This window comes from Bacillus sp. FSL E2-8868 (assembly GCF_038005505.1).
GTDB lineage: Bacteria > Bacillota > Bacilli > Bacillales > Bacillaceae_G > Bacillus_A > Bacillus_A mycoides.
Map to the genome: position 1 here is coordinate 798,849 of NZ_JBBOTI010000001.1, position 12,579 is coordinate 811,427.

The window sequence follows — 12,579 nt, forward strand, 5'->3', positions numbered from 1 at the left end:
ATTTTATCGTGCATTAGAAAAAGATACAAAATTTCATTCATTTATTTTTTCTTGTTTTGTTCGAACGAATAAACTTTTAAATGATTGAAAGAAGCTTTGCTCTTTTGAGGCGGCGACTAATCTTTTTGTTTCTTGAATTTCGCGAATAACTTGCATAAGTTGTGTATCACGGTTGCTATCTTTATTGTAAATTTGATTGACAAGTTTATTCATTTTTTCTTCTTGTTTGGATTCTCGCTTATACATATGATTCATTAATAAGTCCATTTTTTCTTTTTGGAGTGCATCTGTTTGAGCGGCGTGAACAACTAGATCTTGTAACATTTTTTCTTGTGAGCCTTCTTTTACATAAACTTGTTGCATTAGTTCATCTAATTTCTCGTCTTTTAAACGATTTTGTGTAATGAGAGTAGAGTTTTGATGAATAATTGCTTCATTTAATTGAGCAAGCATTTCAAGTTTTAGCATGAACTCCTCAAAGTTACGCCCATCTTCTTTTGGTTGCACTTCTTGTTTATCTTGAATAACAGGTACAGGTGGGGCATCTTTTTCTTTTAAAATAATAGGTATTGTTTCTGAAATGTCTTCTTGTAATGTAGCAGCTCTTTCATGTATAGATTTCAATAGTTTTAAATCATCCAATTTATAAATACGAGCATCAGCTGTTTTTGAAATGATATAACCGTGTTCCTCTAAGAGTTGGCTATATTTTCGGACTATATGTTTTGGGATACCTGTTTTATTTGTAACATCTTTCGTTTTATAAATAGCTTCCATGATAGTTCCTCCCCAAAAAGTATCGTATATATCATTTCAACCTTTTATGTGGACTTCCTTTGAAAAAGAATGTCGGAAGGTTATTAGTTTTCTACAGCATTAGTGAAAAGATGAAGAAAAATGAATGTTTTTGGCGGAATGGAGAGGAAGAGCTAAAATAATGTCTGAAAACATACATAGAAGAAGTTTGTTATAATAACTGAGGAAAAGAAATTGGTAGGAACACGGAGGTACACATGAAGCAATTTAAAGGTATTATCATTTCAATTATTGCAATTCTTTCTCTTTTGGTAGCGGTATATGAAGTACTTGTGCCAGAGGAGACAAGTACTAAAAAGACAACTACGTATGATCAAATTCTAGAGTTCCCGAAAGAACGATATCCAGAGACCGGGAAACATATAACGGATGCTATAAAAGAAGGACATTCGGAAATGTGTACAATTGATCGTAATGGTGCAGCGGATAGAAGGAAATTATCGTTAGCGCCATATCCGACGAAGAAAGGTTATGATCGTGATGAATGGCCGATGGCGATGTGTAAGGAAGGCGGAAAAGGAGCTCATATTGAATATATAAGTCCAGCAGATAACCGCGGTGCAGGTTCTTGGGTAGGGAATAAGCTAGACAAATATCCAGATGGTACGCGTGTGAAATTTGAAGTGAAATAGTAATTGGCATACATTTCATAGTGGAGGAGAGGGATAGTTATGGAATTAACAATTTCATATTCGCAATTAATGATAATGAACTATGATGGTCAGCAGCCTTATGTAGATTGGACTCCTGAAGATTTTGAAAGAGGCTATGCTGAGGTGGATGGAGCTATTATTTTTGAAGCAATCTCTGACTATACTTGTGAAGTGGAAGTTACTTGTGGAAATCATATTGAGAAAGAAGAAGTGGTTAGAACGATATCAGTTCCTTTCACAGTGAAGAATGAAGAAGTATATATAACAAGTATTCTTTCTAATAAATATCATATTCCTATTCCGAACGGAGAATATATGATAGTCTTGCAGGCAACTCCTCTTGAAGAGCCATCAGACGATGAATTGTATAAAGTACAATACGACTTCTATTTTGAGAGTGCATAATAAAAAAACGTGTTATCCTTCAAAAGGATAACACGTTTTTTTATTATGCGTTTGTTTTTAGGAGAGAACGAGCGTCTTTTGCTGCCTGAACCATGTGCTCTAAAGCAGGTATAACTTCCTCAGTTCTTCGTGTTTTTAAACCACAGTCTGGATTAATCCAGAAATATTTAGGGTCACATACTTGTAAAGATTGTTCTACGATTGTGAACATTTCATCTTTACTTGGGACACGTGGGCTATGAATATCATATACCCCTAGACCAATTCCTTTTTCATATGTTGTATGCTTTAATGTATTAATAAATTCTCCATGACTTCTTGATGTTTCGATAGAAATAACATCTGCGTCTAACGCTCGAATTGCATCTACAATATCTTCGAAGTTACTATAACACATATGAGTATGAATTTGTGTTTCATTTTCTACAGAAGATGTTGCTAAAAGGAATGATTGAACTGCCCATGTAATGTATGCATCCCAATCTTTTTCTTTTAACGGCATACCTTCACGAAGTGCAGGTTCATCGACTTGGATTACTCTAATTCCGGAAGATTCAAGTAATTCAATTTCATGACGAAGTGCTAATGCAATTTGATATGATACTTCTTTTCTTGAAATATCATTTCGAACGAATGACCAATTTAAAATAGTGACAGGTCCAGTTAGCATACCTTTTACTACTTTCTCCGTTAAGCTTTGTGCATATACAGTTTCTTTAATAGTCATTCCACTTATAAAGGCAACATCACCATAAATAACAGGTGGTTTTACGCAACGAGAACCGTATGATTGTACCCATCCGTTTTTAGTAAAGGAGAAACCAGCAAGTCTTTCTCCAAAATATTCCACCATGTCAGTTCTTTCGAATTCACCATGTACTAGTACATCAAGACCAATATCTTCTTGGTAACGAATCCACTTTGCAGTTTCTTTTTCAATGAATTGATTATATTGTTCATTTGTAATATCGCCGTTACGCCACTGTTTACGTGTTTGACGAACTTCAGATGTTTGCGGGAAGCTACCAATAGTTGTTGTTGGTAACAATGGTAATTGTAAAGCTACTTGCTGTAGTTCATATCGTTTTTCAAATGGAAGAGGACGTGAGAAATCATCTTCTTTAAGTGATGTACGTGCCACTTTTACATCTTCACGATTACGTGCAGCTGATGAGCGGATTGCATGATGTGCATTACGATATGTTGTTAAATCGCTACTGATGCTTTCTACACCTTTAGTAAGAGCAGAATGGATAAGGACTAGTTCTTCTAATTTTTGATTAGCAAATGCAAGTGCATCAAATAATTCACTTGTTAATTGCGTTTCTTCCGTTTTATCAATTGGAGTATGCAATAAGCTACAAGAAGGTTGAACAATTAAACCTTTTGCTGTGATTTGATTTTGTAATGTTGTAAATAAAGAAAGTACATCATCAAGATCAGCTCTCCAAATGTTACGGCCATCTATACAACCGATAGCTAAAATTTTATCAGCTGGGAATCCATATTTTGAAATAGCATTTACATTACCTTCTTTGCCATGAACAAAGTCTAATCCAATACCAGAAACAGGGAATGCAATAATTTCTTCATAGTTCTCTTCTACACTATCAAAATATGTTTGTAGAAGAAGATTCGCATTTGGAACCTCTTTATGAATAGCTTCGTAAAGTTCTTTCGCTTGATTAATTTCATCTTTTGTTAAAGATGCGAAGATTGGTTCGTCAACTTGAATAATTTGTGCTCCAGCTGCGTGTAATTCAGAGAATAATTGTACATAAGGTGCAACTAGCTCTTTTAAAATAGTGGCAAATTGCTCTTCGTTATAACCTTTTGCCAGTTTTAGGAATGTATAAGGGCCTAAAATAACTGGTTTTCCATCAACGCCTAACTCTTTTTTCGCTTCTTCATATAAACGAAGAGGACGATTGTCTTTTAAAGAGATTTGTAATCCTTCTTCATATTCAGGAACAATGTAATGATAGTTTGTGTTAAACCATTTTGTCATTTCAGAAGCAACGTGATCTTTAGAGCCGCGTGCCATTGCAAAATATACGTCAAGGTAAGAGGTAAACTCTGAAAAACGTGACGGGATGAATCCTAACATGTAGGCCGTATCCAGAACGTGGTCATAATATGTAAAATCGCCAACTGGAATTAATTCAATTCCCTTTTCTTGCTGTACTTTTACGTGTTGAAGGCGAATTTCTTTCATTGTCGTTAAAAATTGTTCTTCATCAATTTTATTGGACCAAAAAGCTTCCAATGTTTTTTTCCACTCTCGTTGTAGTCCGATACGTGGATAACCTAAGTTACTTGTTTGAATTGCCATTTTAAATTCCTCCCTAATTGAAAGTAAGCATTTCCGTTTACTCGGAAATACCTATAACAAAAAGCATAAAGGCATAGAAAAATAAGCCTTCCTTTTTGTTCTTAACACCTCATCATCATCCGTGAGTCTATCAGTGTTGTTAAAATAGGCAGGTATCCTGACTTATGCTTCATATAATTTCTTTCACCTTCCCGTTTTCACAGTGGTACAAAAAAGAAATCTCAGCATTTACAGTGGCGGGACCGTGTTGGAGTTTCACCAAACTTCCCTTTTAAACACGAAGTGAAATATTCGTGTACCTATTTTCCTTTTGAAAGGAATTTAACAAGCGATATGATATTGAAACAAATTCTAACACAATTTTCGGAATTTTGTCCACTGTTTTAAAATAAGAAAATTCTAAAGTTTTTTATTTCTTTTTATTCGGAAAATTAAGTTTTTTTAATGTTTATTTATTATTAAAATGAGGGTGTTTTGAGTTGCGAGGAATAATTATAGTGTTAAGTTTTTCTAGAAGAGGAGGCACCTCTTTTAGAAAAACTTAATCATTATCTACACCTATTTCTGAAAGACGACCTGCAGTTGCATCTTGTAAGAGCGTGTTTAGCCAACGTAATTCAACATTAATATGCTCAATGACGCTTTGTAGAATATATAGTTGAGCACGAGGAACTAGTTGTTTATTATGATCGTATATCGTTTGCATTGTATGTAAATAGAGCATTGTATCATCTCTCTTTTTTTTCAAAATAGGAACTAGAGCTTGTTCGTCGCTAAAGTGAGCGAAAGAGAGCGCTGAATAAATAGGTTTATATATTTGGTTTTTCGCTTCAAATTGTTTTAATAATAAGGTGTGGAAAAGCGCTTTTCCTTCCTCTGTTATATGGAAGATTTTTTTATCTGGCCTATTCGTATCTCGAACAATAGTTGTAATGCGAATTGCGCCTTGCTTTTCTAATTGCTCGAAGGCGTAGTACAGTGATCCTTTTGCGTATTTAATATAACAATCCATTTGTCTTTCTTTCATTATGTGCTGCACTTCATAGGGATGTTTATCTCCTTCGAGTAACAAGCCGAGAATGACTAACTTCATGCTCATGCTGTCTCAACTCCTGTATATAGAAACTTTATATATATTATAAACGGTATATCCTCTTTCATAAAGGGATATACCGTTTCGTTTTTCTATATTAGCTTACTTGTTTTTGCTTTGTTTTTGGTCCTGTTAAAAGACGTTCATTTCCCATAAGTAAAATACAAATTATACTTAGCGTAGCTGGGATAAGTGCCCAGAAAAATGTATTAGCAATAGATGTTGCAAGAGCCTCTTTAATTCCGCTCAGTACTTCAGGAGGTAGCTTTTCAGTAGCGTTTGGTGATAATAAAAAGCTTGTGTCTCCACCTTTAGGAGCCATTTTTTCTAGTTCAGGAGGGAAGACTGCTTTTAATTTATCAGTGAAAACATGATTTTGAATCGTACCGAAAATCGTGACGCCAAGGGTCATTCCAAGTGAACGGAAGAATGAGTTCGTGGATGTAGCAGAACCGCGATCTCTCATTTCTAGTTTGTGGATAGATGCCATACTTAAAACTGAGAAGGAGAATCCAACTCCAAGTCCAGCAAGCACCATAAACATTGTTACGAGTGTACGAGGTGTTTCCATAGTTAAAGTACTTAGTAAATAAATACCAAGAACGAAGAAAACTCCAGATACTGTCATGATGTTACGATAACTTGTTCGTGAAGCTAATTGTCCACCAGTTTGACTTCCGATTACAGATCCTACCATCATAGGTGTCAAAATTAATCCAGCATTTGAGGCTGAACCACCGAGAACACCTTGAACGAAGATTGGAATATAAACTGTACAGATGATAAAAGCTGCGCCATAGAAAAAGGCAACACCTTGGCTAGCTGCAAATAAAGGTTTTTTAAATAAATGGAAAGAAATAATAGGCTCGGTTGCGTTTCTTTCTACGAAGAAGAAAATAATAAGCAGAATAACAACAGTTGAAAATAAACCAATAATCACATTAGAGTCCCATGCATATTCTTTACCACCAAGTTCTAAAGCAAACATTAAGCAAACGATACTAATGACAAGCGTAATAGCACCAGCCCAGTCAATTTTTTGTTTTCGATATTCTAGAGACTCGCTATAGTATTTAGTAATAAAGAAGAAGGAAATAAGTCCTAATGGAATATTAATATAGAAGACCCAGTGCCAACTTATATAATCTGTAATGCAAGCACCTAATAAAGGTCCGAAAACACTAGATGTTCCGAAAACAGCACCAAATAGTCCGGTCATTTTTCCTCGTTTTTCAGGCGGGAATATATCATACATAATTGTAAATGCGATAGGCATAAGAGCGCCGCCACCAATTCCTTGAATGGCTCTATAAATACTTAGTTGTTCAATACTTGATGCTGTCCCGCAAAGTGCAGAACCGAATAAGAAAAGAATTAATCCGCCAATAAAAAAGCGTTTCCGTCCGTACATATCAGACAGCTTACCGAAAATAGGCATTCCGGCCATTGTTGCTACCATGTAGGCGGATGTGACCCAAACGAATTTGTCGAACCCTCCTAAGTCTCCGACAATCGTTGCCATCGCAGTTGCGACGATTGTGTTATCCATTGCTGCCATTAGAATACCAAGTAGTAAACCAGCAACAACAAATTTTGTTTTACTTGAATCGTTTTTTGATAGTTGTGCTTCCAAAAGTAGCCCTCCTTTAATAAAAATTAAACTAACTTAAGTTTTTTAGTGCAATGCATAAAAAAACATTATGTACAGTTTGTATCGTTCCTCTTCATTTTATAAAAAATTGCACTGACATGATATAAAGGATGGAAATCATAAATTATATTATAGTCAAATTTGACTAAAAGGCAAATGTTTTCTAACGCCAAATTATTTTATCGGGCTTTAAGTGCCCGTTAAAGCCCGATTGGTAAAATCTAATAATCAGTGGGGGATGGACAAAACCCCCACTGATTAAAGTTTCACTTTATTATAATGACCAAAAGAGAGTAAGAATTTATTTTGTTATGTAGTCAAGGAAGGAAATTGTAAAAAAATATTTAATAAAGTATAACCTGTGTCAACCTATTAAAAATGGTTTTTTCTTTATATTGTCGAATAGGATAAAAGGAAAAGAAAAATTTGATATGGTTTGTAACAAGCTAAATATTTTTTCTAAGTGTAGTTTATTGCATCGAGAGGCAGAATACAGTTGTATAGATGATATATCTGGAATGAGGTGAATATATTATGAAAATATGGAAACGAATTTCGGATCAAGGAAGGTATTCTATACCGTTACAGCCGGTTTTGTGGATTGATGGTTCTAAAAAGGACACGGAAGCATCCAATGTAGCAGTCACATTGCAAATCCGTAGTATGTATAAAGAAAAATTTTCGTATGAGATGATCTATGATGTTAATGACATACTAATTATTCGACTTGAAGTTGAAAATAAAGGCGTTGAAATGATTTCGCGAGTAGTTGTAAGTCATATGATTCGTGATTATTTCGCGTATATCCCAAACTCTTTAAAAGCAGATAAGGGAATAAGTGAGTTTTTATTTCAGCTTGTAAGGTGGCGAATCGATAATTTATCACCGAATGAAAAGGTAGAATTAATTTGTCAAATAAAAGCAAATAAAGATAAAGCTCCTCCCAATTCATTATTTCAGGCTACATATACATTTCAATATAAAGGTGTATCATATGGACCGCTACAAACAAATGAAGTGGTTGTCAGAAAATGATAAGAAGGAACCTGTGCGAAAGGTTCCTTCTTTAATGAAGATTGTGCTTCTTGAGTAATTTCTTTTGTTCCACTCCCTTTTTTCCAATATAGTTATTTTTGTATCCAAAATATAGAATGAATAGAAATGAAATAACATTTACTATAGCGTCAATTTGATCGTTTGTAATGAAGTTTATTCCGAAAGAGTTAAATAGTAATTTTAATGATAACAAAAAGCCAGCTAGTAAGCGCATAATATCTAATAGATTTTCTTTTTGAGGCATATAGGTCACTCCTTCCTGAAAACGATATATAGTATATATATGAAATAAAATAGAAAAGGTATACAAACTTAAGTAGAAATGTACATTAAATATGTACATTTTTTATTTTATAGAAAAACATTATTGTTATAGAAACATATATTGGTATAAAAGGGGGAGAGTATGAAACATAAAGGGAAAATTAGTGGATTATTACTTGGGAACACAGTTGCGGTTACAGAATGGATTGCACTTCAGGGGGTAATTGCTAAGCTAGATTCGAGATCATTTTTAACCGTCTTTATTATTTATATATTGCAAATGATACTAAGCTATTATTTTGGACATTGGTACGATAAAAGAACGAATACGCGTGTAAATATTGAAGTAGGAGGAATGACGAATAACGATTTTGTCGTTGATTTTTTTGGAAAAGTAGCTGCTTTATCAGAAAGAGATTCTCGTAATATCACAGTGTATATTCTTTCCGTAAAAGAATGGGATGTATTAAAAGACACAGTGCAAGAAAAAAAGTTAGATGAGCTAGTCCAAAGAGTAGAACGTACAATTGTAAAGACAGTTCGAAAAGGCGATGTAGTTACGAGGTGGGATGAAAATAAATATGTTATCGTAGCTGTTGATAATGGCTATGAAAAGTCAACAATAACAAGCCGATTAATCAAAAATATTCAAAATGAAATAGCGAATGATTTATTAAGTGTCACACTATTATTTGGGGCTGCAAGTTATCCTATAGAAGGGAAAACTTTTGAAGATTTGTTTAGAAAGGCACAAAATCAATTGTATAATTATAGAAACTTGCAAAGTCATGAATGAAACTTTGATTTGAAGAAGTATGATATAAAGATTTTTTGTAACATTTTTTTGTCTTTTGTTACAAGAAAACTTTTTTTTGTAACAAAAGTCTTTAAAAATATATGAAATCAGCATATAATTGTGTGTGGATGTGTCAATGCATTTTGCACAATGTTTTCAGTTTAAAAGTGTAGAGGAAAACATGCTCTACACTTTTCCTTTTTAAGAAATTAAAAGAATCTTTGTAAGAGTTGCGAGGTCCCCTTTGCAATATGTAAAATGGACAAAGAGGTTATTTGATAGAAAGTGAGAAAGGGAATGATAGACGTGAGAGGTCAACGATCATCTTTTATCAGGTGAAATATTATAGTGTTTCTTGCAGTAGGTAAGATTAAGGTAAATACCTTTATGTTTTAAGACATTACATAATTTCAAGTGCGAAAATTGTACAAGCAGTATAAATAATTATTGATGATCTTCGTAAAAAAGATGCGAGCGTGAAATAGATAAAGAAGTTACATGTTTTTCATGGGATTTTTGGCACGATGGTCGCTTATTAATAGGAGGAAAAGATGTTGAAATATAATAAATTAGCAATTGTAACTGCATTATCAATGACTTTACTAGCTGGTTGTTTCGGCCCAAAACCAGAAGAGGAGCTATATGTTGCATTTGAAAATGCTGCCAAGCAAGAAAAAACAATGTTTGAAGATGCGAAAAAATTGGAGTCATTAGAGAAAGAGGGGCAAGTATTATATAATCAAATTGTCCAAGAAGGAAAAGATAATAATCAGGCTGTTAAGGATAAGCTTGATCAAGCGGTGAAAAATACAGCTGAGCGAGAAAAAGTTCTTATTAAAGAAAAAGAGGCGTTAAATAAAGCGCAAGAAGAAGTGAAGTCAGCGGATAAGCATGTGAAGAAAATTGAAGATAATAAATTAAAAGACCAGGCGGATAAAGTAAAGAGTACTTATGAGAAACGACATGATTCATTCCAAAAGATGTACGATAGCTATAATAAATCTTTAAAGCAAGAAAAAGAATTATATACAATGCTACAAGATAAAGGTACAAAATTAAAAGATATTAGCGAGAAAGTGAAGTTAGTAAACCAAGCATATAAAGATATTGAGACAGAAAAAGATAAGTTTAATGAATATACGAAATCATATAATACAGAAAAAGTTGCATTCTATAAACAAGCGAATATTAAAATTAAGGAAGATAAAAAATAAAACAGTTTGGCCTAATATGGGCCAAACTGTTTTATTTTTTTGTATAGGTACGGCTATACCATGGAACTGCTTCGCTTAATTTTTTTTCTTGTTTTAATGCTTCAGGACCAATATAATCTTGAAGTGTTTTTTTTGCTATTGTTAAAGATAAGGTTGTTTTCGGATTTCGATAGGAGGATTCAAGGTGACCAAGATGCGGTAGGGTGCGAAAATCATCTTTCGTAGGAGGGATATGGAAAAAATAATCACCTAAACGTATAAGAACATCGGATTGTTGTTGACTAAAACGTGGATTTCTAGAAAAATGTAATCCTTCTTTAATAGCCTTTTTTTCAGTAATTAAGCGTTCTAAAGCAGTCTTTTTTAACCAATATAAGTACTTAGGGTTAGTTGCAGCTTTAGCATGACGATTCACAACGAAAATAGATTGAGCTAGTCTATTAATAGAATGTTGATTATGTAATTGAGATTGGGGTTGTGAAGGTTTCATATTGAATCTCCTTTCAATTTTTCCTTATTATAGCATAAATAAAATGGGTTTTTATTATATGCAAAAAGTAATTGTATATATTTTCAATATTAAAGCAATATTGTTATAAAAAACAACTATTTTGTATAATAGTGATAGAATATGTTTCAGAAATTTGATAATGAAAGAGTGAGAAGTTTGAAAGAAATATTAAAACTACAATACGCCATTATAGACATTGGTTCTAATACAATGCGCTTAGTTATTTATGAAAAACAAAGCGGGGGTTTTTATAAAGAGATTGAAAATACGAAAGTGGTCGCTAGGTTAAGAAATTATTTAGTAAATGGTGTATTAAGTGAAGAAGGAATAGAAGTATTATTACAAACATTATTTCAATTTCAAGAAAGTACACGATTCCATAAGCTGCATCATGTACTTTGTGTTGCAACGGCAACAATTAGACAGGCTGAGAATCAAGAGGAAATTAAAAAACTTGTTGAAGGGCAATCAGATTTTACTCTTAGAGTTTTATCAGAATATGAAGAAGCACGTTACGGTTATTTAGCAGTTATGAATTCCACTTCATTTTCAGAAGGAATTACAGTTGATATTGGTGGGGGGAGTACAGAAGTTACATACTTTCGAAATAGAGAAATTTTAGAATACTATAGCTTTCCTTTTGGAGCACTTTCTTTAAAGCAACAATTTATTCAAGATGATATTCCTACTACAGAGGAGTTAGATGAGATTAGAAGGTATTTATGGTATCAATTCCGAACGCTACCATGGTTAATTGATAAAAAATTGCCTCTTATCGCAATTGGGGGTAGTGCGAGGAACATGGCGAAAATCCACCAAAATTTAATTTGTTATCCTATAGCTGGATTACACTTATACAAAATGAAAGAAGACGATATTAAAAATGTAAAAGATGAATTAAAACAATTATCATTCATAGACCTTCAAAAATTAGAAGGGTTAGCAAAAGATCGAGCAGACACAATTATCCCAGCGGTCGAAGTATTTCATATGCTTGTTAACGTTATAGAGGCATCGGCTTTTGTATTGAGTAAAAAAGGATTAAGAGAAGGTGTTTTCTATGAAGAATTAACGAAAGATTTGGGGATCTCATATTATCCGAACGTAGTAGAAGAGAGTTTACATTTATTGTCATATGAATACGAATTAGACATGGAATTTGTTATTCAACTTATTAAACAAGGAACATTAATCTGCAAACAACTTGAAGGAGCTGGACTCATTTCTATGTCAGCGAAAGACTGGGGAATATTCCATCAAGCAGCGAAAGTATTTAATATTGGAAAATATATAGATGAAGAAGCGAGCCGCTTACATACATTTTACTTACTAGCGAACAAAACAATTGATGGTATGATGCATAAAGATCGAGTTAGATTAGCGCTTATAGCTTCTTATAAATCAAAAATGTTATTTAAACAACATTTGGCACTGTTTGAAGGATGGTTTGATAAAAGTGAACAAAAGAAAATTCGATTATTAGGGGCTGTATTACAATTTTCGGCTGCTTTAAATATACGACAAAGATCGCTTGTTGAAACAATATATATAACGGAAAGTAAAGAAGGTTTAACATTCAGGATTTTATGTGAAGAATCGGCATTGGCGGAAAAAGTTCAAGCGGAAAAACAAAAAAAACAGCTTGAAAGAGTATTAAAAACGAATATTAACTTAGTATTCGAATTGAAATGTTAGGTTGTACGGATGTCTTTACAAAAAATTAACACTTTGGAATATTGTAATTTGATAAAATAAAAGTAATTAAATTATATTAAAAAAGTTTCAAAG

At 33.3% G+C, this 12,579-nt stretch carries 12 protein-coding genes and 1 riboswitch; of the genes, 6 read left to right on the top strand and 6 right to left on the bottom strand.

Annotated features, from left to right (window positions below):
• Positions 1-33: 33 nt before the first annotated feature.
• Positions 34-777 carry a DUF3967 domain-containing protein gene (locus tag NSS74_RS04400; RefSeq protein ID WP_002033817.1) on the bottom strand — a complete coding sequence of 248 codons (744 nt, stop codon included), beginning with the start codon at positions 775-777 and terminating at the stop codon, positions 34-36.
• A 236-nt stretch (positions 778-1,013) separates the two neighbouring features.
• Here NSS74_RS04400 and nucA point away from each other — a divergent pair, with 236 nt between their 5' ends.
• Entirely contained in the window at positions 1,014-1,448 is a 435-nt protein-coding gene (nucA, locus tag NSS74_RS04405; RefSeq protein WP_002014817.1) for a DNA-entry nuclease, read from the top strand.
• Between the two features lie 39 nt (positions 1,449-1,487).
• Positions 1,488-1,874: a competence protein ComJ gene (comJ, locus tag NSS74_RS04410; protein ID WP_002142982.1), complete on the top strand. Its 387-nt coding sequence runs from the start codon at positions 1,488-1,490 to the stop codon at positions 1,872-1,874.
• A 43-nt stretch (positions 1,875-1,917) separates the two neighbouring features.
• On the opposite strand, the gene metE is transcribed toward comJ, so the two are convergent.
• The 3 genes from metE to NSS74_RS04425 form a co-directional block, all read right to left on the bottom strand.
• Complete coding sequence (gene metE / locus NSS74_RS04415; protein WP_002142981.1) at positions 1,918-4,206, bottom strand: 5-methyltetrahydropteroyltriglutamate--homocysteine S-methyltransferase; 2,289 nt, start codon at positions 4,204-4,206, stop codon at positions 1,918-1,920.
• A gap of 130 nt (positions 4,207-4,336) precedes the next feature.
• A riboswitch (cobalamin riboswitch) is annotated at positions 4,337-4,524 on the bottom strand.
• A gap of 223 nt (positions 4,525-4,747) precedes the next feature.
• Positions 4,748-5,305 carry a PadR family transcriptional regulator gene (locus NSS74_RS04420; RefSeq protein ID WP_002142980.1) on the bottom strand — a complete coding sequence of 186 codons (558 nt, stop codon included), beginning with the start codon at positions 5,303-5,305 and terminating at the stop codon, positions 4,748-4,750.
• A 91-nt stretch (positions 5,306-5,396) separates the two neighbouring features.
• Positions 5,397-6,932, bottom strand: a complete 1,536-nt coding sequence (locus NSS74_RS04425) for an MDR family MFS transporter (RefSeq protein ID WP_340813228.1) — start codon at positions 6,930-6,932, stop codon at positions 5,397-5,399.
• A 552-nt stretch (positions 6,933-7,484) separates the two neighbouring features.
• On the opposite strand from NSS74_RS04425, the gene NSS74_RS04430 reads away from it, so the two are divergent.
• Positions 7,485-7,985, top strand: coding sequence for a hypothetical protein (locus NSS74_RS04430; RefSeq protein WP_002088356.1), 501 nt, complete (start codon positions 7,485-7,487; stop codon positions 7,983-7,985).
• Between the two features lie 31 nt (positions 7,986-8,016).
• Here the strand turns inward: NSS74_RS04430 and NSS74_RS04435 are convergent, their stop codons facing one another.
• Positions 8,017-8,250, bottom strand: a complete 234-nt coding sequence (locus NSS74_RS04435; protein ID WP_002014824.1) for a phage holin — start codon at positions 8,248-8,250, stop codon at positions 8,017-8,019.
• A gap of 162 nt (positions 8,251-8,412) precedes the next feature.
• Between NSS74_RS04435 and NSS74_RS04440 the strand changes: the two genes are divergently transcribed.
• Both NSS74_RS04440 and NSS74_RS04445 read left to right on the top strand, forming a co-directional pair.
• Positions 8,413-9,066, top strand: coding sequence for a diguanylate cyclase domain-containing protein (locus NSS74_RS04440; RefSeq protein ID WP_002142978.1), 654 nt, complete (start codon positions 8,413-8,415; stop codon positions 9,064-9,066).
• Positions 9,067-9,617: 551 nt separating this feature from the next.
• Positions 9,618-10,280, top strand: coding sequence for a YkyA family protein (locus NSS74_RS04445; RefSeq protein WP_002066948.1), 663 nt, complete (start codon positions 9,618-9,620; stop codon positions 10,278-10,280).
• Between the two features lie 31 nt (positions 10,281-10,311).
• Here NSS74_RS04445 and NSS74_RS04450 read toward each other — a convergent pair whose 3' ends face one another.
• A complete protein-coding gene (locus NSS74_RS04450; RefSeq protein ID WP_002066920.1) occupies positions 10,312-10,770 on the bottom strand; it encodes a YkyB family protein in 459 nt (152 codons plus the stop codon).
• 141 nt (positions 10,771-10,911) lie between these two features.
• Between NSS74_RS04450 and NSS74_RS04455 the strand changes: the two genes are divergently transcribed.
• Positions 10,912-12,486 (top strand): Ppx/GppA phosphatase family protein, encoded by a 1,575-nt coding sequence (locus NSS74_RS04455; protein ID WP_080019780.1) that lies wholly within the window; start codon positions 10,912-10,914, stop codon positions 12,484-12,486.
• The last annotated feature ends 93 nt before the right edge of the window (positions 12,487-12,579 follow it).

What these genes read in the sequence shown, in the direction of transcription:
- NSS74_RS04430 (WP_002088356.1), top strand. Translation starts at nt 7,485, where the DNA reads ATGAAAATATGGAAACGAATTTCGGATCAAGGAAGGTATTCTATACCG.
- NSS74_RS04400 (WP_002033817.1), bottom strand. Translation starts at nt 777, where the DNA reads ATGGAAGCTATTTATAAAACGAAAGATGTTACAAATAAAACAGGTATC.
- comJ (WP_002142982.1), top strand. Translation starts at nt 1,488, where the DNA reads ATGGAATTAACAATTTCATATTCGCAATTAATGATAATGAACTATGAT.
- metE (WP_002142981.1), bottom strand. Translation starts at nt 4,206, where the DNA reads ATGGCAATTCAAACAAGTAACTTAGGTTATCCACGTATCGGACTACAA.
- NSS74_RS04420 (WP_002142980.1), bottom strand. Translation starts at nt 5,305, where the DNA reads ATGAGCATGAAGTTAGTCATTCTCGGCTTGTTACTCGAAGGAGATAAA.
- nucA (WP_002014817.1), top strand. Translation starts at nt 1,014, where the DNA reads ATGAAGCAATTTAAAGGTATTATCATTTCAATTATTGCAATTCTTTCT.
- NSS74_RS04445 (WP_002066948.1), top strand. Translation starts at nt 9,618, where the DNA reads ATGTTGAAATATAATAAATTAGCAATTGTAACTGCATTATCAATGACT.
- NSS74_RS04455 (WP_080019780.1), top strand. Translation starts at nt 10,912, where the DNA reads ATGTTTCAGAAATTTGATAATGAAAGAGTGAGAAGTTTGAAAGAAATA.
- NSS74_RS04440 (WP_002142978.1), top strand. Translation starts at nt 8,413, where the DNA reads ATGAAACATAAAGGGAAAATTAGTGGATTATTACTTGGGAACACAGTT.
- NSS74_RS04450 (WP_002066920.1), bottom strand. Translation starts at nt 10,770, where the DNA reads ATGAAACCTTCACAACCCCAATCTCAATTACATAATCAACATTCTATT.
- NSS74_RS04435 (WP_002014824.1), bottom strand. Translation starts at nt 8,250, where the DNA reads ATGCCTCAAAAAGAAAATCTATTAGATATTATGCGCTTACTAGCTGGC.